Origin of the sequence: Xanthomonas populi, from assembly GCF_002940065.1 — a bacterium.
Classification (GTDB): Bacteria; Pseudomonadota; Gammaproteobacteria; order Xanthomonadales; family Xanthomonadaceae; genus Xanthomonas; species Xanthomonas populi.
Map to the genome: position 1 here is coordinate 1 of NZ_MDEJ01000003.1, position 21,604 is coordinate 21,604.

The following is a 21,604-nucleotide window of genomic DNA, read 5'->3' on the forward strand; positions in this document are numbered from 1 at the left end:
GCGAGCGTGGCGGCCGATGCGCGGTTCCTGTGCCTGCAGGTGCGGCACCAGGCGCGCAACACCCTGGGCGCGGAGGTGTTCGATGCGCTGGAGCAGGCGCTGGGCGATGTGGCGGTGGCCGGGGCGCCGCTGCCGCCAGCGCTGGCCGGCCTGAGCAGGGGGTATGCGGTGCCGCAGGACGAGGCGGCGGTGGCGTTCTACCGCAATCAGTTCACCGCGATACCGGCCACCGCGACGTACCGGCCGCAGACCGAGGACGGCCATGGCGTGCACCTGCATCCCAAGCCGACGGTCGTGGGCACGCTGAGCGCGATCGTGGTCAGCGACGGCGACCCGGTGCAGTCCGACCGCGACCACCGGATCAAGGTGCAGTTCCCGTTCCAGCGCGGTGCCGATGCCAGCAGCGCGCTGGCGCACCCGGCCGGGGAGGACAACGCGCCGGGCAGCGCGTCGGCCTGGACCTGGGTGCGGGTGATGACGCCATGGGCCGGCGACAACTGGGGCGGGGTGGTGCTGCCGCGCAAGGGCCAGGAAGTGCTGGTGGCGTTCCTGGAAGGGGACATCGACCGGCCGGTGGTGATCGGCAGCGTCTACAACGGGCGCGGCCAGGCCGATGCGGCGCACAACCAGGTCGGCGGCGGCGGGGCCGGGGCCACCGGCAATGCGCCGGCGTGGTTCCAGGGCAACGCGCACGGCGCGGTGTTCACCGGGTTCAAGAGCCAGGCGCTGGCGCAGAGCCAGGACGGCACCGGCGGTTACCAGCAGCTGCGGCTGGACGATACCCCCGGCCAGGGCCGCGCGCAGCTGTCGACCACCCAGCACGCCAGCACCTTGACCCTGGGCCACCTGAAGGGCGGCAGCGACAACCTGCGCGAAGGCGAGCGCGGGTACGGGGTGGAGCTGTCCACCCAAGCCTACGGCGCGGTGCGCGCCGGCCAGGGCCTGCTGCTGAGCAGCGCGTCGGGCCAGCAGCAGCTGGCGGCGAGCGAGGCGCTGTCGCAGCTGGAACAGGGCGAGCAGCTGCTGCAGGGGCTGGCCGAGGCGGCCCGGCAGCAGCAGGCGCAGCTGCCCAATGACCCGGACAGCCTCCCCGCCCAGGAAGGACTCAAGACCCTGCAGGCCAGCCTCAAGGCGACCCAGAGCGGCAGCGCGGCCGGCCAGGATGCGGGCGGCGCCGGCCAGGCGCCGGGCTGGAGCCGCCCGGCGCTGCTGGGCAGCGGCAGCGCGGGCCTGCTGAGCCTGACCCCGGCCGACCAGGTGTGGGTGTCGGGCACGCAGACCACGCTGCTGGCCGGCAGCGCGCTGAACTGGGTGAGCCAGGCGCAGCTGGTGCTGGCGGTGGCCGGCGGGCTGGTGCTGTACACCCAGGGCCGCGAACCGGTGGCCGGCAGCCCCAACCAGGAGCGCGGCATCGCCCTGCACGCCGCGCAAGGCACCGTGAGCGCCCGCGCGCACAGGAACCAGGCAAAGCTGGCCGCCAAGACCCAGGTCCGCCTCGTCAGCACCACCGCCGACGTCCAGATCGCCGCCCCGACCAAGCACCTGCTGGCCACCGCCGCCGGCGCCTACATCAAGCTGGATGGCGACAACATCGAATTGGGCGCGCCGGGGGTGATCGCGTTCAAGGGCGGGCAGCAGGTGTTGACGGGGCCGCAGGGGGCGTCCATGAGCGCCGTGACGCCATCGGCCAGTCACAAGCTGTGCGAATACACCGCGCTGGCCGCGGATGCTGCTGGTGCCGGAACGATGGGAGCGGCGTGACATGCAGCGTTGGCCCATCACTGAAAACACATTTCTTGAGTACGATTTTGCCGTCGTCAATCCGATTCAACTGGACGATGCCGGGTGGGAAGACTTGCCGAACCTTCCGATCGTGCCTGGCCGCTATCAGTCGCAAGCGCAGCTTTTTCCGCGGCTGATCGATCTGGGTCAGCTGGAGCGGCACGCCCGTATGGACTTGTTCCAGCGGCACGATGCGCTGCATTCCCTCGCCCAGGTCTTTTACTTTTCCGTCCTTCTGAAATCCGCCGCGCCAGCCGCCGATGTGGCGGTGCATCTGGCCCGCCAGATGCAGCAATACGATGCGGTGCGGCGGACGCATGACGTTGTGCGTCTCCACGACGCTCGCGTGCTTGAGCATCTGGACTGGATGCTGAGCGATGAACAATGGCAGGCCTTGCTCGGCCCGATCGATCGGCTGGCGTGGCCGCAGGAGTCTCCCATCTGGACCCACCGCGAGACGACCTCGCTGGTGACGACGGCACCAGCGCGTCTGACGTTCTCTGCCGAGCAGTGGCCACAGATGCTCAGGGTGTCGGAACTCAACCAATGCCTGGCTCGCCTGGCTCGTCTCATCCCGACGATGGAAAAAAGCGCCGGTACCGCGCAAAAAGTGGATCGCTTGCTCGTCAAGGCACTGCAGACCCACGGTCTGCGCGACCGCGCTGATCGTGCGCTGTTCGTGGAGCAGGCGTTCCAATTCGGTGAAGGCATTCACGAGCAACAGGAGGTGCGCCGGAACCTGGAGCGCGCCTGCGAAGGTGAAGCATCGTATGTCGGCCTGTGTGCCGACATGACAACTCCGCTGCGGCCGCGCACTGGCGCGTGATGAAGAAAGGACACAAGAGATGAATGTATCGGTTGGAGCGATTGAAAAAGTCAGTTGCCAGTTCTGCAACAAGAAAGGGCTACCCATTCTCCCGTTGCGCTATGCCTTGGCGCGCCAGGGAATGGGCGGGGCGCCAAGTGTCGCGTCGCCTTTCGTGGTTGCCGAAAAAGAACAGAAAAAAGACCAGTTTTGCTTACCGAAAGACCTCGCTGACTACACGCTGCGGATTTTGCGCGAGGGGTATCTTTACGTCTACGACGAATTCCGCAAGGAGTGGTCCGCCTATGTGGTGACGCAGGGCGGTTACTTGTTCGAGTTCGATCCGCAGGGGCAAGTCCCTCCCGGCGGTTGGGGCAAGGTGAACTTCAATTGCGCGCGGGCGGGGGACGCGTTCATCGCCCGCTGCATCGCGGTCAAGGATGCGGCGCGTGCGACCAAGATCTGGCTCGGCTTCTCGGATGTCACGTGGACGCCGGCCGTGCTGAAAAAGAACGCGGATGCCGCCTATCGGCAAGCGCATATGCGCTGTATCGATCTTGCCCAGTGGCGTTCTGGCGGCGCGCTGACGCATGCGGCCGATTTCTCCGAGCTCGCCAGCCGCGTGGCGGAGTACGCGACCACGCCCGAGAAGCTGCATGGCGAGACCAAGGCGTACGTCAAGAACTTGCTGCCGGTGCCTTTCAAGAGCGCTGGCGAACTGAGTGGTAACGACGCGATTGCCAAGCGCGCCCGCCAGGCAAGTTCGACATTGCTGCAGCACCTGCTGCCGGTGGCCGCAGGACCGTCGCCTGCCGGCAAGGGGCGGGTGAGATCGGCCGCGTGGGCCTTCTCCACGCAGCCGTTCTATGCCGACGGCAGCGACGCGGCGGAGATGGTCACGTGGGCAACGCAGGCGGCGTCTCCGTTGCGCGCGGCGTTGGTGGCGCTGGACGACCCGGCCGGCGTGGCGATCGACCTCAACGGCCTGGCGCTGCAGCGCAATACCGAGTTCAGCGAAGACCCGCAACGCAAGTGGAAGCATGAAACCGCAGTGCTGATCGATGCCCTGCAGGCAGCGGTGCAACACGGCGCTGTCGAAGACGATGTGCGCTGGAACACGTCCCTGTCGCGCACGGCCGACGGCCTGGCCAATAGCGACGAATCGCAGAGTGTGGCCGATGCCGGCTCGTCTCTATGGACGGCGATGACCGAGGGGTCGCAAGCGGCGATGCGTGCGCGTGTCGCACAGCAGCAGCAGCGCGACCAGGAACGTGCGCAGGAAGATGCCAGGATTCGTGCGCGCAGCGAGGCCAATGCGGCTGCGTTGGGCAAGGAAGCGTGGGAGGCGTACACCAAGTATTTCGACCAGAGCGCGCAGCGGCGCGTGGTGGATCAGGAGTATCCCCAGCAACTGGAAGTGTTCGGCACCAGCGTGCTGGCAAAGCTGGATGCGCCCTACCTCGCGTGGCTCAAAAGCACGGCATTGTCGAACTATCTGAGCCATAACTTCGATCCCGATGCGTTGGGTAGCGGCGCCTCCTACACCGCGCTGGCCACCCAGATGCTGCATAACGCCAGCGGCAGAGGCGCTGTGTTCGAGTATCTGCTCGCGAGCCTGCAACAGGATCCGTCCAAGCCCGAATCCTGGGTGACGCGCGCGTTGAACCTCAATTACGCGCCGTTGATCCAGGCGACGTGGAACGATGCGGCGAAGAAGGGCACTGAGAGCGACCCGTTGCTGCCCGAGTTTGTCGAGAAATTCCACGACAAGTTCAAGGATGTGCTGGTTGCCGGTGCCAAGGGCGAGCTGACCAGGCCGTACACCGATGGCATCGCCCGGCTGATGTACCAGGTGAGCGGGCCGATCGTGCACCAGGTGGGCAAGGCCTTGGACAGCGGCGGCGCGTTCGCCGCGCTGGGCTTGCCGTCGAAGTGGCAGCTGGGGCTGCTGGGCGCGGTGGCGCGCTCGGAGAATCCGACCCTGCGGATGGTCGATCTGCGTGGCACGCGGACCTTGAGCGAGGCGACCAAGCTGCTGGCCAATCTGGTGGCGTCGTTGGGTGGCGGCCAGGAGGGCGCATTGCGCGGTGCGGTGAGGCCGACGCTGCGGCCGGTGCTGGACACCGCCGAACGCTACCCGTTTCGGGCGGTGATGCTGATCGACGAGTCGAAGATCGCGCAGCTGCAAGGCAAGAGCGGCGCCGCCTTGAAGGCGGGCGTGGCCGACGCGCTCAGCGCCCAGCAGTTCGACACGCTGATGCAGGACACGGTGGGCAAGATCGCCAGTGTGGAGGTCAAGGTGGCGGTGGCGCAGGCGATCCTGTCCTCGATCACGCTGTACCTGTCGTACGGCAAGTTGATGAAGGCAGAGGACGACAAGGTGTGGAGCGAACGGGTCAACATGGCCGGCGGGGTGATCGGGCTGGTCGGCGGCCTGACCGAAACGACGGGCATGATTCTGGAGAAAACGCCCTGGGGCCAGACACGATTGAGTTGGCAGTTCAAGTTCCAGGCGGTGGTGATCGAGTCGCGGGCGAGCTGGTTTACCGGAACGGGCAAAATTATGGGAGTGGTGGGAGGGGTGATTGGGGGGGTGTTGGCGATGAAGGATGGTGTTGAGACGTATAAAAAACATCCTTTGATTGGAGTGTTGCTCGCAGGGCTAGGGATTGCGTCCATCATTGCCGCGGTTATGTTGCTATTTTCTGCCGTTGCAGGAATAGGAATAATAATAGGCTTGATAATTGCTGCCATTATGGCGGTTGTTTACTGGATAAAGCCTAATGCATTGCAGGATTGGCTGGTAGATACTCAGTTTGGCTTGGTTGATCAAGGAGGTGGTACCGAGTCCGCCTTTAAAGGATTGGCTAAAGGATTGGCGCAGCAGAATATTGCTTTAGAAGCACTTGGAAAAGGTTGATATAATGTATGCAGGTTGGATAAAGGGTTTTCCAAAAGGGGTTGATTTAACCCCCGAAGTCAGGTCTTCTACTCTAAATAAAGAGCAGCAAAAAGGCTTGGTTCCTGCGCAAAGACTTGGTCTTATTTCAATAAATTCGAAATTTATTGATTGGATAGATAGAAGATTCCTCTATAGAGGGATGCTCAACATGTCGGTTGTATTTATCGGTCTAATTGGCTTTTTGGCATTTGCATTTTTTTGTTTTTCAAGAATGGCAGAAGGAGGGCGTGGAGCTCTCGCAATCGGAGTGATGGGGCTGATGTCTTTGATGGCATCCTTGATTTTCTATGTTGTTTTTTTAAAGCACGAATTTTTCCGTTACGTCTACTACCCAATCCGCTTCAACCGCAAGACCCGCAAGGTCTACGTCTTCCGCGAAGAACGCGACGGCGGCCTGTTGATCGTTCCGTGGGACAAGGTCTTCTTCCACATCGGCCGCGGCACCGACATGAAGTTTCTCCGCGACATCCGCGGCGAGATTCTCGATGGCACTATCGTCAAGGACACCTTCGCACTGGGCCATTGCGCCGAGCGTGACGAGCCGGTCAAGGAAATGTGGGAGTTCATCCGGCGCTACATGGAGGAAGGCCCGGAGGCCGTGGCCGAGCATCCGCTGGACAAGTATGTCGAACTGTCGGTGGCGCCCACCTGGAAGAACTGCCTGATCTCGGCGGTCGGCTTCACCAATGCCACAACCCCGTTCAAGCGCGTGCTGCTCTCGCCCTTCATCGGCACCTTCACCCTGGTGCGCTGGCTGGTGTTCAAGAGCTGCAAGCAACCGGTGTTCCCACCGGAGGTGGAAGCCGAGTGCAAGGTCGAACCGAACGACCCGAACATCTGGCCGGTGCCCCAGTCGATCGGCGAGTTCGTGACCACCGTTCCTGGCTTGATGGCCCATGCGATGCGCAAGGCGCAAGGCATCAGAACGCCGCCGGATGCGCCAACGGATCTGGCGTCGCAGTTCAAGGACTGGGGCAAGAAGTGACATGGCGCGCGGTGCGGCGTTGGTTCGCTCTGGACGTGTCGCACAAACGACGGCAGGCGGTTGGAGCCGGTGATCGGACACCTGAAAGACCACTGCTGGCGACGTCGCTGCAGGTTGAAAGGCGCCCAAGGCGATGCGCTGCACGTGCTCGGCTGCGCTGCCGGCGACACCCTGCGCTGGCTGCTGCGCTGAATCGCCTTTTGGCGTGCCTGGATGCAGGCAATCACGTGGCGATCCTCACACCCGGTGCGGCTGTCGCCGGCAGGGCTTGGTGCTTGAATGGGATTTTTCAGGGGCGACTAAGAGCGGCTAACAAAACGACTGCGCTCACTGCCAGACGGGCGCGGCCGGTGCTCGGAATCGGCATGTACCACTCGTACACTCCGGTTCTGAGCGCGCCGTCCGCACCCACCTGACGACTGCTCGCTACGTTTTGTTAGCCGCTCTAAGTGGAGCGCATCGCCGATGGCGCGTGCTGCCGACTTCGGTCAGTGCTAGACCTCGCTCAGTCGCTCTGCAAGCGTCCTGCGATGCACCTCAACACCTGTGCATCACGTAACAGGCGCCGCCGTGACAGCCGACGCCTGTTGCGTGTAACGCACGCGCAACGCCTTACTTCGGCAACGGCGAACGCCCCGAAATCGAAAACGCCGCCGCTTCACCAGCCGCGCCGCTCCCCGGCTGTCCTCCGCCCACAAACAGCGTGTAATCGCTTGCTTCCACCGCCCGCTGCCCGGTGCGATCCACGTCGCTCAAGGCGCGCGCATCCAGGGTAAAGGTGAGCGTGCGCTGCTCGCCAGGTTGCAGATGCACGCGCTGAAAACCAACCAGGCTGCGCAGTGGAGACTGCGGGCGATCCGGATATTGCAGATACACCTGCGCCACTTCATCGCCGGCGCGCGTGCCGGTGTTGCGCACGGTGGTGGTCACCTGCAAGGTGCTGCCGGCCTGCAGCGTGGTGGCGGACAGCTGCGGCGCGGCGTAGGCGAAGCGGGTGTAGCTCAGGCCGTAGCCGAATGGATACAGCGGCTCGCCCTTGAAGTAGCGATAAGTGCGGCCCTTCATGTCGTAGCTGACATACGGCGGCAGGTCCTTGGTGGAGCGATAGAACGTCACCGGCAGGCGCCCGCCGGGGTTGTCGTCGCCGGCCAGCATGCGCGCGATGGCGGTGCCGCCGGACTGGCCGGGGTACCACGCCGCCACGATGGCGTCGGCATGGGTCTTGGCCCAGTTCAAGGCCACCGCGCTACCGCTCATCAGCACCACCACCAGCGGCTTACCGGAGGCTTTTGCGCGTTCGAGCAGCGCGTGCTGTGGGGCGGGCAGGGCGATGTCGTTGCGGTCGCCGCCGTCGAAGCCGGGCACGTCGATACGCAGTTCTTCGCCTTCCACATCCGGCGACAGACCGACGAAGGCCACTACGGCATCGGCTTGCGCCACGGCGTGCTCGGCTTCGGCCAGTTGCGCTGCCGCCGGTGCCAGCCATCCCAGGCGTACGCCCTGATCCTGGCCGCGGTGTTCCAGTTCCAGGCGGATCTTGCGCGGGCGGGTGTCGTCGAAATGCAGCAGGGTTTCCACGCTGCGGCCATCGGCGTTGTGCATGCCGGCCGGTACGTGTTTGTCTTCGGCATTGCCGGCGACCACCAGCTTGTCGTCGATGTACAGCCGCACCGGATCGTGGCCGGCGCAATCGAAGCAGCGCGCCACCCGCACCGCCAGCGTGTAATCGCCGGCGCTTGGCGGCAGTAATTCACCACTCCAGCGCACCGCGTAACGATCGGCCGGAACGCCCTTGGCGGGTGCGACCTGATCCCAGTTGAAACTCACGGTGCGATCCTGCCGCACCGTGCGCGGGGTGCCTTCCAGATCGACATTATCGAAATAGTCGCCACACAATCCCGGCGAGCCATCGCTGCGCAGCGCGGTCTCCGGAATCATGCCCGGCACGCCCGACGCCAGCGGCGCACCTTGCGCATAGCGCACCTGTTGCGCGCCGAAGCGCTGGCGCAGGCCAAGCAGCGGTGTCACCGGCGTGGACGAGGTGCCTTGGTAATTAGCTTCCAACGCCGCCAACGCATCGGCATTGGGGCCGATCACCGCCAGCCGCGTGCCGGGTTTCAACGGTAGCGTGCCGGCCTCGTTCTTGAGCAACACGATCGACTCGGCAGCCGCTTTCAGCGCCAGCGCACGGTTGGCAGCATTGTCGATGTCCTTGGCGCTGAGCTTTGCATACGGATCCTTGCGTGGCGCTTCCAGTTCGCCCAGGCGGTAGCGCGCGGCAAACAGGCGCACCAGCGATTGGTCGAGCAGGGCCTCATCCACTTCGCCGCGTTCGATCGCGGTGCCCAAGGCGCGATACGCGTAGCCGCAGTTGAGATCGTGGCCGGCCTTGAGCGAGGCGGCCGACGAGCCGGCATTGTCCGGGCGAAAATAATGGAACTGGGTCATGTCATCCACCGCATCGCAGTCGGACACCACAAAGCCCTTGAAGCCCCAATCGCCACGCACGCGGCCGTTGAGCAGCCAGTCGGCCGCGCATGCAGGCGTGCCATGCAATGAGTTGTACGCACACATCACCGAGCCGGCCTGGCCGTCGATCAAGGCGGCGCGGAAGGCGGGGGTATAGGTCGCTTCCACATCGCGCGGCGACACATCCACATCGAAGCTGTGCCGGCCCGGCTCTGGGCCGCTGTGCACGGCGATGTGCTTGGGCGTGGCGATGGTGCGCGGGTGATCGAGATCGTCGCCCTGCAGCCCGCGAATGAAGCCAACTGCGAGCTGCCCGGTGAGGAAGGGATCCTCGCCGTAGGTTTCCATGCCACGGCCCCAGCGCGGGTCGCGGAAGATGTTGATGTTGGGCGACCAGATGGTCAGGCCCGCGTAACGTTTGTGGTCCTTGCCCGGGGCACCGGCCTGATTGAACTTGGCGCGTGCCTCGGTGGAGACCACGGTGCCCACCTGTTGCATCAGTGCGGTATTCCAGCTCGCCGCAAGGCCAATCGCTTGCGGAAATACCGTGGCATAGCCATTACGCGCGATGCCGTGCAGGCCCTCGCTCCACCATTCGTAGGCGGGGATGCCCAGGCGCGGAATCGCCGGCGCATCGTTCATCGCCTGCGCGACTTTTTCCTCGCGGCTCATCTGCGCCACCAACGCGGCGGCGCGGTGTTCCGGCGCTTCATTGGTCGATTTTGCAGCGAATGCCGGTACGCCGATCAGCGGCAGGCCCAGACCCAGACTCAGCGCAATGGCCAGGCGGCATGGAAACACGGACAACGACATCGGTTCACTCCTGCGCAACGGTACTGGCCGCCACGCGTTGTGCTTGGGTTGCCCGCAGGGACACTGCGGGCAGCGGTTAGTGACACTAGGAGCGGCTAACAAAACGACTGCGCTCACCGCCGGGCGGGCGCGGTCGGTGCTCGGAATCGGCATGTACCACGCGTACACCCCGGTTCTGAGCGCGCTGTCCATGCCCACCTGACGACTGCTCGCTACGTTTTGTTAGCCGCTCTAAGGGCGGTGGTTTATTGCTGATCGGTTGCTAGATCGTGTGCGATATGTGGTGCACCACGCAGACACAGCGCAAACCGCCGTCTTCGCTGATCACGCAGCGCCCTTGTGCGAGCGCTGCGCAATCATCCGACGCCTTTTCCGGCGGCTTACTTCGTCTCGGCAGGCTCAGGCGGCGCACCGGCCAACGTGCTCGCCAGATCGCGCACCTGCAGTGTGGATTGCAACTGCGCCAGCGCAGCCTTGCTGCTTACGCGCACGGTCAACGGCTCGCCCGGTAACAGGTCGAACGCGTTGTCCGACAGCGTGGCATCCACATCGCCGAACGACAGCCACACCTCGCGCGCCAGCGTGTTGCTGGACAGCGTCAGCGCGTAGCCTTCGCCATCGGCGCGCCACTGGCTGTCGATCGTCGCGCTCGGCAAGGTCAACTGCTTGGCCGGTGCGAAGAACACCACTTCGCGCGACAGCAGCTTGTCGCCTTCGAATAATTCGAACACCGCATAGGTGCGCTTGGGGTCTGCGCTGCCCAGCAATTGTTTGTCGCTGAAGTTGCCCACCCGCAGGCTGCTGAGCGGTGTGACAGTGGCTTTTTCTTCGCGCTTGCGCAGCAGTTTGCCGTCCATGCCCATCACCCGCATGCGCCAACGTGCCGCCAGCGCGGTGGTGCGGTCGGACACCAGCGACACCTCGGTCTGGCCCTTGTCGTTGCGCAGTGCGGCGATGATTCCCGGCGCGTAGAAGCGGCGTGCGTGGTAATGCAGCGCCTTCCAGCGGCCGTCGTAATCCACGCTCGACCACGACGCCCCCGGCCACACATCGTTGAGCTGCCAGTACAGCGAGCCCATCGACTGTGGACGCGAGGCGCGCAGATGCGAGGCGGCCAGGTTGATGCCCTCGGCCTGCATCAGCTGGCTCAGGTAGACGAAGCTTTCGAAATCCTTGGGCTCGCCGAATTCGCGGCGGATATAGAGCATCAGCCGCTTGTTGCCGTTGCCCTTGTCGAACTTCTGATGCACGCGCATCACCGGCGATTCCGGATCCATGTCGCCGGGTTCGGCGAACGCGCGCACGGTGCGCATATCCGGGAACGACTGCAGGCCGTATTCGGACATGAAGCGCGGGGTGACGTTGAGATACTCGGTCACCGGCAGTGCGGGGCCGCCCCACACCTTCCAGTAATGCATGTCGCCATCATTGGCCTGATCGGCGGCGCCATCGAAGTTGGTGCCCGGCGAGGTGGACCAATACGGCACATCGCTATCGTAGGTGGCCACCACTTCGCCGAACACGGTGCCGAACAAGGTGGTCATGCCGCGCTCGATGCGGCTGCGTTCTTCCGGGTCCACCGATTGCTTGAACTTGACCCGGTCGCCCCAGTTTTCCCAACCGGTCTGCACTTCGTTGTTGCCGCACCACAGCACGATGCTGGGATGATCGCGCAGCCGCTTGACCTGTTCGATCGCCTCCTGCCGCGTGTTCTCGCGAAACTCCACGTCGTACGGCGGCACCGCGCCACCGAACATGAAGTCCTGCCAGATCATGATGCCCAGCTCGTCGGCCACCTCGTAGAAGCGGTCGTCCTGATAATGCCCGCCGCCCCACATGCGCAGCATGTTCATGTTGGCATCGCGCGCATCCTGCAAGGTGCTGCGCATGCGCTCGGGACCCACGCGCGCGGGGAACGCATCCAGCGGGATGAGATTTGCGCCCTTGGCGAAGATCGGGATGCCGTTGATCACGATCTCCATGCTCTTGCCGAACTTGTCCTTTTCGCGACGCAGCTCCACCGAGCGCAGGCCGGTGATGCGCTTGATCTGCTGGCTGTCGCCATCGGCATCGCGCACGCTGGCCACGAAGGTGTAGCGGTCCTGCGCGCCGTAGCCGGCCGGAAACCAGCGCTTGGGGGTGGCGATACGCACCGGCAGATCGAGACGGTTCTGCCCGGGGTCGACCATCGCCTGCTGGGTGAACTGGCCCACTTTCTCCCCATCCGGCCCGAGCACATCCAGCGTCACCTGCACCGGCCCGCTGCGGCCGGCCTGTAGTTCCAGCTGCGCCTGCACTTGCGCGCTCTCGGCGTCCACACGTTGCTGGGCGATATGCAGCCCGTCCACGCGCACCGCATCCCAGGCTTCCATACGCACATCTTTCCAGATGCCGGCAGTGACCATGCGCGGGCCCCAATCCCAACCGAAGTTGTACGGCGCCTTGCGCACATAGGTGGAGCTATGTCGCGACGCGGGCTCGTCGCCGAACGCCGAATCGTAGGCACCCGGCAGCGCGTACGGCTGCTTGGCCAACCATGGCTGGATCTTCTTGATCGGCGAGAACAGCTTGACCTCGAGCACGTTGTCGCCACGCTTGAGCAGGGATTTCGCGTCCACGCGCCACTGCCGGAACATGTTGTCGGCGCTGAGCAGCTTCTGGCCGTTGAGGGTGACCTCGGCAAAGGTGTCCAGGCCATCGAACACCAGCTCGACATGCTCACGCTTGAGTGTGGCCGCATCCACGTTGAAGCGGGTCTGGTATTGCCAATCGCTCAGGCCCGCCCACTGAATCTTGCGCTCGTTGTCGCGATAGAACGGGTCTGGCACCACCTTGGCGGCGATCAGATCGGTCTGCACCGCACCCGGCACCTGCGCCGGCAACCAGGCCGCCGCTTTCGGATACGTATTGGCCTGTTCCTGGGCCGGCACTAGCCGCACTTGCCAGCCGGTCTCCAGGGGTGTTGCCGTGGGCGGCGCGGCCCAGGCCTGCGAGATGGCCAGGGCCATGGCAAGCCCGACACGGACGGGGGCGGGAACACAACGACGATGGGACAGGGGCATGGATGACTCTCTTTGGATGGCTCAGCGCGTGGCGACGGCGGGCGGCTGCGCGGTGGTTTCGATCAATTGGACGGTGCCGATGGCATACAACGGGCCGGCAATGGGTGCGGTGAAGCGCAGACACAGATCGTGCATGCCGGTGCGTGCAGGCAGCGGGGTTCCCAGCGTGAATTGCTCGCCCAGGGTGGCGCTTTTTGGCAATTGCACGCTGGCGATCAACTCGCCGTCGCAGCCCTGGCGCACTTCCAGCTCACCGCTGCGCGTCCTGGCCGGGTACTGCACCACCTTGGATTGCTCGTGTGCCAGGCCGAAGTTGTTCGGCAGCCGTGCGGCCTCGATCCGGATCGCGCCAATGCCGTCCAGGCGCGCTTGCGGATAGAGGCGGCAGGCACGGAACAGATCGACGTTGTAGACCGGCGTGTCGGCGCCGGCCATCTCCGGCAACAACGGCAAACGCAGGCCGAGCGCGCCGGTGGCGACGCAATCGCGCAGGCCTTGCGTATCGACGCGCAGCAACCCGGCACGATCGAACGTGCGGCTGCGCGTGGCCGCCAGCGCGGTGCCAGCGGTGTCGAAGGCGGTGGCCTTCACGGTGGCCGGCAGCTGGATCGTAAACGGCGCCGCATAGCGCGGCGATGCCGGCGTGGGATCGCTGCCGTCGGTGGTGTAGTGCAGCGTGCCCGTACCGGCCTGGGTGCCGAGCGCCACCTTGGCCGGGCCACCGGCGAGTACCGGGTTGGGTCCATTTTCCAGCGCGATATCGGCGGCGAACGCCCCGTCGCTGTAGTCGATGCCCAGCGCCTTGTAGCGCTGCAACTGGGCTGGCAAGCGCGCCAGAAAATTCTTCCAGCTGCGCGCAGCCACTGGCGACCACGTCACTTCGGCCACCGCAGACAGGCGCGGGAACAGTGCGTGATCGATATGCCACCTTGATGGAATGTATTCGGCCCACAACGCGCCTTGCGCGCCCAGCACATGCTTGGCCTGCTCGGCGCTGAGTTCATTTGGTACCGGGTCGAACGCGTAGACCTTCGACAGCGGCAGGATCGTCAGGCGGCCGTTGGGTTCGTCGCTGCGGGTGGTCTGCAGATTGTCCAGATACAGCCAGTCGCCTGGTGCAAGCACTACATCGTGGCCCTGTCTGGCTGCGGTCACCGCACCTTCGATGCCGCGCCACGATATCACCGAGGCACTGGCCGGCACGCCGCCTTCGAGGATTTCATCCCAGCTGATCATGCGCCGGCCGTGCTGAGTGAGGTACTGCGCCAGCTGCGCGTTGAACCAGCCCTGCATCGCGTGCGCATCCTTGACCCCCAGCTTGCGCATCTGCGCGCGTACCGCGGGCGAGGCCTCCCATTGATCCTTGACCGCCTCATCGCCACCGATGTGGAGAACCGATGTGGAGATACGTTGACGGAAACAACGTCAGCACTTCATCCAGCACGTTGGTGATGAAGCTCAGGCTGCGTTCGCTGGTGTTGAACAGGTACGGGTTGACGCCCCAGTTCACACCCACCTGGGTGCGCTGGCCGGGCACGCCCACTTCTTCCGGATACGCCGCCACTGCGGCCTGCGCATGCCCGGGCATGTCCAGTTCGGGCAACACTGTGATGTGCAGACGCGCCGCATAGGCGACGATCTCGCTGATCTGCTGCTGCGTGTAGAAACCGCCAGAGCGCTCGGGCGTGCCGTGCTGGCCGGCGCCGGGCGGGGTGCGCCATGCACCGACCTCGGTGAGCTTGGGATAGCGCTTGATCTCGATGCGCCAGCCTTGGTCGTCGGTGAGATGCCAGTGCAGCACATTGAGCTTGTGCGCGGCCATTGCATCGAGTACATGCTTGACCGTGGCCACGTCGTGGAAGTGGCGGGCCACATCCAGATGCTGGCCGCGCCAGCCAAAACGCGGCCAATCGGCAATCGCCACCGACGGCACCTCGACATCGCCCTTGCGCGCGTCCGGTGTCATCAATTGCCAGGCGCTGATCGCGCCATAGAACAAGCCGGCACCATCGCGCGCGGCAATGCGGATGCCGTTGGCATCCACATCCAGGTTGTAGCCTTCCTTGTGCGCCACCGGTGCCTGCGTGGTGCGCTCCAGGCGGATACTGCGCGGCGATGCGCTGGTTTCGGTGCGCACCTCCAGCACTAGACCGCGCGTGCGCTGTAGCAAACTGGCCAGATGCTCGGCACTGCGGCGTGCATCGGCATCGCCACCGACAATCGAGATCACCGTGCCGGCACCGACGCGAGCGCTGCCACTGCCCCGCCTGGCTTGGGCCGGGGCGGGAATCAGGGGCAACGGTGCAGTGGTGGCAGGCAGTGTCGAGGCGGTGCCGGACTTGGCCGCAGCCGGCACGACCGCTGTGTCGCGTTGGCCGCAACCAGCCAATACCGTTGCCGCAAATGCCAGCGCAAGCAGGCGCGACGAACACGGCTTCGAGGACAGCAGGCGCAACGACCGCATGCGCAATGACGGCGCGCGCAGCGACAGCTGGCGCGATAACGACACGCGCAAGCCAGGTGCGGAGTTCGACTTCATGCAATCACATCCCGATGTTGCGGCCAGAACACGGTAGCCACGCACAGTAGCAAAGCCATGCCGGATGACGCAGGGACTGGCGCACGCTTCGTTGGGGTGCGCACAGTGCGTTATAGAGCGACGAACGCACCATCGCGAGCAACACTAAGACGGGCGCGAGCGGTGCAGGAATCGTCGGTCTCTCCCGATGCAAGCACCGCGCCGCGCCCGCCAGGTTGTGCAGCGTTGCGATAACGCGCTTAGCGCTGCGCGGCCGGCAATGCGTCCCACACCTTCGGATCTTCGGCGCCCAGCACCCAGCAGCTGAAACCTTCCAGACCATACTGCTTCACCAGGTCGTAGCGTGCTTTGAAGCTGCGTGCGTCCGGCCGGAACACCCACTCGCGCATATCGTCGCGATAGAAGTAGAACCACGATTCCTGCTCGACCGGGTCCCACTGCACGGTGGCGTTCTGTTCGATCGCCAGCGGGAACGATTCGTCGGCATCAATGTAGGTTGCCGCGATGTTCGACGCTTCGGTGCCGTCTTCCTTCACCGGGTTACCGGTGTACCAGCGGTAGCCGTAGGTGGCGATGCCCAGCGAGAGCTTTTCCTTCGGCACTTGGGTGATCGCGTAATCCAGGTGCTTTTTCATCCACACCATGCCATCCACCGGGCCCGGCGTGGTCCAGCGGGTGTGCTGGTCGTAGGTCATGATGCTGACCAGATCCGCAGCCTGGCCCAGCGCCTTGAGGTCATACGCACCGCGCCAGTATTCCCACATCCACTTGGAGAACTGGCCGCCTTCGGCATGACCCGGCGCATTCGGCACCACCGCCACCGACATCTTGAAACCGGCCTTGTGCAGTGCATCGGCGGTCTGCTTGACCATCAAGGTGTAGGCGTCGCGATCGGTCCAGGCGATGTTTTCGAAATCGAACTGAAAGCCGTAGTACTTGTGCTGCTTGCCGTGGATCAGCAGCGATTCGATCATGCGCTTCTTGGCGGCTTCGTCGTGCATCAACTTGTGGAAGCCGTCGCGGCCGGTGGTCATCGACAGGATCGGCATCACCCGCAGCTTGTTCTGCTTGGCGATGTCGTACAGGTAGGTGTTGGGGGCGCCGTTGACCAGGCCGTTCTGGTCCACGCCGTACCAGGTCGGCACCACCACATCGATCTTGTCGACATGGGCCAGGAACGCGTTGGTCGATTTCTGCGTGTTCATCAGATAGAACAACGCCGTGGGGGTTTTGGCCAAGGCCGGCGCGCAGGCCAACGCCAGCGCCAGCAGTATCCAGGTCAATCGCTTGCTCATGAAAACAGCATCCGTCAGGGAGTGGAAGAAGAAAGGTCGATGCGGAAAACGTAGGCGTGTTCGCCCACCGGCTTGGCAGGCAGGATCAGATGCAGGCCATCGGCTTGCTGCTCGAACGGCACCTTTTTGCCATTGGCCAGCAGCGTCACACCGCGCACGTCATCGGCCGGTGTGAGCGAACGGATCACCGCCTTGCCACTGGCCGGCCAACCGAGTTCAATCGCATACAGCGCGCCATCGCGCGTGGTGAAACGGACATCTTCGGCCGTATACGGCTTGGTCTTGACGTCCTGGAAGGTGCCGCCCACCACTTCGGTGGGGCCTTCGCCATACACGCGCCACGGCTTGCTGTCGTAGATGGCGCCGCCGTTGGTCTTGAGCCACTTGCCGATCGAAAGCAAAATGCCGCGCTCGGTGGCGGGGATCGAGCCATCCGCACGCGGGCCGATGTTGAGCATCAGGTTGCCGTTCTTGGCCACCACGTCGGCCAGCATGTGGATGATGAAGGTCGGGGATTTGTAGGTGTCGTTGTCGATTTACCCCCACGAGGCATTACTGACCGAGGTGTCGGTTTGCCAATGCGTGGGGTGGATGCCGGTGAGCTGGCCACGCTCGATATCCAGCGTGCCGGCGCCTTCAGGGAATGCGCCCAGCTTGTAGTTCACCACCACGCCGCGATCGGCTTCGGTACGTGCCGCGCCCTGGTTGTAGTAGTAGGCCAGCATGATCGGCAGGCTGCTGCGGAAGGTGGGGTGGGCGATCCACCAATCGAAATAGATCAAATCCGGCTGATAGGTGTCGATCAACTCTGTGGTACGCGCCAACCAATCGTCCAGCCAGGCCTGCGAGACCGGCGTCCAATCGTTGTTGACATCGGCATCGTCCTTGCCCGGCAGGCGCACTTGCGCCGGTCCGTACAGCGCTGCATAGCGCGGGTCGTTGACGTCGGAGTCGAAGGTGCGCCCGCCATCGAAGAACCAGTTGTGTTCGGCGCGGTGCGAGGACAACCCGAAGTGCAGCCCCTGCGCGCGGATCGACTTGGACAACTCGCCCAGCAGATCGCGCTTGGGCCCCATCTTCACCGCGGTCCAATCGGAGAGTTTGGAGTCGTATAGCGCGAAGCCATCATGGTGTTCGGCCACCGGCACCACATAACGTGCTCCGGAGTCGCGGAACAGCTTGGCCCAGCCATTCGGGTCGAACTTGGGTGCGGTGAAGTTGGGAATCAGATCCTTGTAGCCGGAGCTCGCCTGCGGGCCGTAGGTCGCCACGTGATGCGCGAATTCCTTGGAGCCTTGCAGATACATGTTGCGCGAGTACCACTCGCTGCCGAACGCCGGCACCGAGAACACGCCCCAATGGATGAAGATGCCGAACTTGGCATTGTCGTACCACGCCGGCGACTGATAGGTCTTCAGCGCTGCCCAATCGGGACGGAATGGACCCTTGCGCGCGCCCTGTTCGGCTTCGCGCACCAGACGCTCGCGTTCGGGCGCGTACTTGGCGGTGGCGCTGAGCCACTGCTGGTCAATCTGTTCGGGGCTGAGCGTGGTGGCGGTTGGCGCGGTGGGCGACTGCGCCGCGTGCAACGGCAGCACCGGGCAGGCCACCAGCAGCGCGAGCGCAAGCGCGCGACTCCTGGCTACAGCTCCGGCGTGGCGGCGGGATGGAGCCGCGCAGTGGCGGCACTCGGTCGTCATGGGAACTGCACTCCTGTCAGCGAAACGTGTTGGCAAGACGGCAACCGGCACGTGGATGGCGGAAGCGGGCCTGGCGATCGTCCTTCAGACGCGAAGGGAGATGGCCAGTGGCACTCCTGCATGCAACCGATACCCTGGCGCTGCGGGAGACGCAACGACAGGCAAAAAAAAGCGCGCCACCGTGGAGGGACGGTGGCGCGCCGGGACGACATCAGAACTTGAAGTTCAACTGGGCTTGATAACCGCGGCCGTTCTTGTAGGACGCCGTTGGGGTATCACGCGTGTTGCTGAAAACCCGGTAGGTGGAATCGAGCAAATTGGTCGCGCCGAAGGTGATGCCCATGTAATCGGTGATCTGATACGAGGCATTCAGATCCAGCTGCTTGTAGGCATCTGCAAAGTCACGCGATTCCAAGCGGCCGATCTGGGTGAAGTACTTGGAGCGGTAGCTGTAGTTCACACGCACCGTCCAGTCGCCGTGTTCCCAGTACGGAATCACGTTGTAGGTATCGCGCGACAGGTACGGCAGGTTCAAGCCGGAGCTGGAATCGGATTCGGAAAACGTATAGTTGGCCTGCAAGCCGAAGCCCAGACCGAAGCTCTGCTGGTAGTTGACCGACACGCCCGTGACCTTGGCGTCGGACACGTTGACCGGCGTGGTGACCTGGTAATCGCCCGGCCGGGCCGGCGGTGCCGGATTCAACTGCTGGCTGGTGGTGGTGCTGACGATGTAGGAGCTGATGTCGCGATAGAACACTTCACCGGACAACATGCTGGACGGAGCAAAGTACCACTCGGCCGCCAGATCGTAGTTGGTGGATTCGTACGGCTTCAGATCCGGGTTACCACCACTGGCAGTCAGATCGCCGGTACCGCTGTTGATGGTGAACGTGCCGGCCAGATCGGCGTAGCGCGGCCGTGCGATGACCTTGGCGGCCGAGAAGCGCAGCACGGTGTCGTCGGTCATGTCGTAGGCGATGTTGAAGCTCGGCAGCGCCTTGCGATAGTCGTTGGTCTCGGCAACGCGGTCGAAGTTGGTGCCGCTATCGTTGCTCCGCCAGAACTCGGACTTGTCGGTGGTGTCGACAAGACGCACACCCACGTTGCCGCGCCACTTGCCGCTTTCGTAGTTCAACTGCGTATAGACATTCTGGGTGATTTCCTTGACCTGGAACGAGGCGCCGAAATCGGTGCGGTACGGGCCCTGCGGTTGCGACAACAGATAGTTGCGCACCGAGTTCAGGCTGGCGGTCGGCCAGGTGGTCAGGTCGCCGCTGGCGCCCAGGCCGTCGTACAGGCTGCTCGGTGTGCTACCCGGATTGAACTGCGTCAGCGACACCGCATCGGTGGAGTTGATGCGGTTGCCGCGTGCGTCCACGCCGTTGTTGTGGTTGATGTACTTGTAGCCGAACTGCAGCTTGGTGAACGGGCCCCACTCAAGATCGCGCGAGGCATCCCACTGGAAGTACTTTTCTTCGTCCTTGCTCTTCTGGTAGGCGATACCGCCGGCCTGATTGACGCCATTGGCGGTCGATCCAGCAGGCAGTCCGGCGACATTGCCAGGCAACACCCAGTTCGAGGCGCCGCCGTTGTCGTAGTTCACTGCGGTGTTCTGACCGTCGAAGGCGTAGTTGTAGCCGCCGTCCTGCATCAGGAACTTCATCAGGTATTCGGGGTTCTTGCCGCCGGTGGCCTGCGTACTGCCGACCTGGCTGGTGAACACCCATTTCTCGCCGGACCAGTCGTGACGCAGGTTCAGGCTCTTGGTGGTGACGGTGCTTTCGCGATAAATCGTATCCAGCTGGGAATAAGGTTGGGCAAGACCACCATCTGCGACATTTGCAGAAGTCACCACTCCATTTTGCACAGTCGCCCTGTCGATCAAACGCATGTTGCTGATTTGAACCGGGCTTCCATCAGGGTTGAGTGAGCCATCTGCAGCAGGCGATGAACAGTTCGGGCACACATACCGCGCCTGGCTGAAGTTGTTGTACTTGCCCTTGATATACAGGCCGGTCAGGTTGAATTCGTTCTGCTCGTTGGGCTTCCACTGCAGTGCGCCCTGCAGGCCGCTGCGCTCGCGGGTCTGCTGGAAGAACGCGCTGCTGATACCGGCTGGCACGCGTGCGGTGGCCACGTCGCTGCCGTCGCCGGTGATGGTGGCGCTGGCCGGAATGCCGGCACCGGTGGTGTAACCGAAGTACTCGATACCGGCGCGTGCCAGATCCTGCTTGTCATGCGTGGCGGAGATCAACGCGCCAAAGGTTTCGTCGTCGTTCTTCCAGCTCCACAGGGCCGAGCCGCGCGGGTTGCCTTCTTCCGAGCGGTCGTTGTAGTTGTAGCCGATCGAGCCGCGGATGGTGTTCTTGGGCAGGTCCAGCGGCTTGCGGGTGTGCACGATCACGGTGCCGCCGATCGAGCCTTCGTCGATGCGTGCCTCGGGGGTCTTGTAGACCTCCATCAGGCCGATGATTTCCGGCGACAGCAGGGTGTAGTTGAAGGTACGGCCGCTGGTGTCGGTCGGGTTGCCGCCCCAGTCGCCCGAGGCGATGGTCTGGCCGTTGAGCAACACGCGGTTCAAGGCCGGGTCGGTGCCGTTGATGCTGACCTTTTCGCCTTCGCCGAACTGGCGATCGACGCTGATGCCCGGCAGGTGCGATAGCGATTCGGCGGCGTTGATGTCCGGGAACTTGCCGATGTCTTCGGCGCTGATGGCATCGACGATCGCGTTGGACGAGCGCTTGACCGCCTGGCTCTTCTCCAGCGACGCGCGGTAGCCGGTGACGGTGACGGTGTCCAACTCGGTGGTGGCCGAGGGCGCACCGGGAGCGGCCTGCTGTTCTTGTGCGGCAGCCATGGCAGAGCCGGAGCAGTACAAAGCGGCGGTGATGCAGAGTGCTAACGTCGTGGTGCGGCTGTGCATGGCTAAACCTCATTGGTTAGTGCTTTGAGCGCGCCTGGCCCGTAAGGGGCGCAACGCGTGCTCGGCGTGGCCGGCAAAACAACACGCCCGGACCGATCGCGGTGATCGCGCTGGCACCCGTTGTGAGAAGCGGGTCAGGGCAATTCGCGTGGTAGAGCAGGTGTGCCCCGTGTGGTGAAGCGGTGTGGCGAATGCGACTTCTCGCGCGTCGAACGTCCAATGACGCACCACTCACGAATCTGGAAGCGGCAGGCGCGGGAGTCGCCCGT

8 protein-coding genes, 2 other RNA genes and 3 pseudogenes are annotated in these 21,604 nt (G+C 64.0%); 7 read left to right on the forward strand and 6 right to left on the reverse strand.

Annotated elements, in window-relative coordinates; translation table 11 throughout:
* The 6 genes and pseudogenes from XpopCFBP1817_RS00840 to XpopCFBP1817_RS00865 form a co-directional block, all read left to right on the forward strand.
* On the forward strand, positions 1-1,761 hold a 1,761-nt coding region (locus XpopCFBP1817_RS00840), incomplete at its 5' end, for a type VI secretion system Vgr family protein (RefSeq protein WP_146090176.1).
* Positions 1,727-2,608, forward strand: a complete 882-nt coding sequence (locus tag XpopCFBP1817_RS00845; protein WP_244171033.1) for a DUF4123 domain-containing protein — start codon at positions 1,727-1,729, stop codon at positions 2,606-2,608. The genes XpopCFBP1817_RS00840 and XpopCFBP1817_RS00845, both read left to right, overlap by 35 nt.
* Before the next feature lie 19 nt (positions 2,609-2,627).
* Complete coding sequence (locus XpopCFBP1817_RS00850; RefSeq protein WP_128415578.1) at positions 2,628-5,507, forward strand: T6SS effector BTH_I2691 family protein; 2,880 nt, start codon at positions 2,628-2,630, stop codon at positions 5,505-5,507.
* A 4-nt stretch (positions 5,508-5,511) separates the two neighbouring features.
* Entirely contained in the window at positions 5,512-6,534 is a 1,023-nt protein-coding gene (locus XpopCFBP1817_RS00855; protein ID WP_128415627.1) for a DUF6708 domain-containing protein, read from the forward strand.
* Positions 6,535-6,578: 44 nt separating this feature from the next.
* Positions 6,579-6,813: pseudogene (locus tag XpopCFBP1817_RS00860) on the forward strand (IS5/IS1182 family transposase); the annotation flags it as partial.
* Between the two features lie 86 nt (positions 6,814-6,899).
* Positions 6,900-6,976: non-coding RNA, sX9 sRNA (locus tag XpopCFBP1817_RS00865), on the forward strand.
* A 170-nt stretch (positions 6,977-7,146) separates the two neighbouring features.
* On the opposite strand, the gene XpopCFBP1817_RS00870 is transcribed toward XpopCFBP1817_RS00865, so the two are convergent.
* A complete protein-coding gene (locus XpopCFBP1817_RS00870) occupies positions 7,147-9,816 on the reverse strand; it encodes a glycoside hydrolase family 3 C-terminal domain-containing protein (RefSeq protein ID WP_128415579.1) in 2,670 nt (889 codons plus the stop codon).
* Between the two features lie 151 nt (positions 9,817-9,967).
* Here XpopCFBP1817_RS00870 and XpopCFBP1817_RS00875 point away from each other — a divergent pair.
* Positions 9,968-10,044, forward strand: a non-coding RNA gene (locus tag XpopCFBP1817_RS00875) — sX9 sRNA.
* Between the two features lie 152 nt (positions 10,045-10,196).
* On the opposite strand, the gene XpopCFBP1817_RS00880 is transcribed toward XpopCFBP1817_RS00875, so the two are convergent.
* From XpopCFBP1817_RS00880 to XpopCFBP1817_RS00900, 5 genes and pseudogenes are all read right to left on the reverse strand, one after another.
* Positions 10,197-12,878 carry a beta-mannosidase gene (locus tag XpopCFBP1817_RS00880; RefSeq protein WP_167393774.1) on the reverse strand — a complete coding sequence of 894 codons (2,682 nt, stop codon included), beginning with the start codon at positions 12,876-12,878 and terminating at the stop codon, positions 10,197-10,199.
* A 21-nt stretch (positions 12,879-12,899) separates the two neighbouring features.
* Positions 12,900-15,342: pseudogene (locus XpopCFBP1817_RS00885) on the reverse strand (family 20 glycosylhydrolase).
* A 314-nt stretch (positions 15,343-15,656) separates the two neighbouring features.
* Positions 15,657-16,712: a glycosyl hydrolase family 18 protein gene (locus XpopCFBP1817_RS00890; RefSeq protein WP_128415580.1), complete on the reverse strand. Its 1,056-nt coding sequence runs from the start codon at positions 16,710-16,712 to the stop codon at positions 15,657-15,659.
* 14 nt (positions 16,713-16,726) lie between these two features.
* A pseudogene (locus XpopCFBP1817_RS00895) lies at positions 16,727-18,412 on the reverse strand (alpha-L-fucosidase).
* 211 nt (positions 18,413-18,623) lie between these two features.
* Positions 18,624-21,335 carry a TonB-dependent receptor gene (locus XpopCFBP1817_RS00900; RefSeq protein WP_128415581.1) on the reverse strand — a complete coding sequence of 904 codons (2,712 nt, stop codon included), beginning with the start codon at positions 21,333-21,335 and terminating at the stop codon, positions 18,624-18,626.
* Between the last annotated feature and the right edge of the window lie 269 nt (positions 21,336-21,604).

Bases quoted from the DNA above. Each gene is read 5' to 3' on its own strand.
- XpopCFBP1817_RS00845 (WP_244171033.1), top strand. From the start codon at position 1,727: ATGCTGCTGGTGCCGGAACGATGGGAGCGGCGTGACATGCAGCGTTGG.
- XpopCFBP1817_RS00850 (WP_128415578.1), top strand. From the start codon at position 2,628: ATGAATGTATCGGTTGGAGCGATTGAAAAAGTCAGTTGCCAGTTCTGC.
- XpopCFBP1817_RS00855 (WP_128415627.1), top strand. From the start codon at position 5,512: ATGTATGCAGGTTGGATAAAGGGTTTTCCAAAAGGGGTTGATTTAACC.
- XpopCFBP1817_RS00870 (WP_128415579.1), bottom strand. From the start codon at position 9,816: ATGTCGTTGTCCGTGTTTCCATGCCGCCTGGCCATTGCGCTGAGTCTG.
- XpopCFBP1817_RS00880 (WP_167393774.1), bottom strand. From the start codon at position 12,878: ATGCCCCTGTCCCATCGTCGTTGTGTTCCCGCCCCCGTCCGTGTCGGG.
- XpopCFBP1817_RS00890 (WP_128415580.1), bottom strand. From the start codon at position 16,712: ATGAGCAAGCGATTGACCTGGATACTGCTGGCGCTGGCGTTGGCCTGC.
- XpopCFBP1817_RS00900 (WP_128415581.1), bottom strand. From the start codon at position 21,335: ATGCACAGCCGCACCACGACGTTAGCACTCTGCATCACCGCCGCTTTG.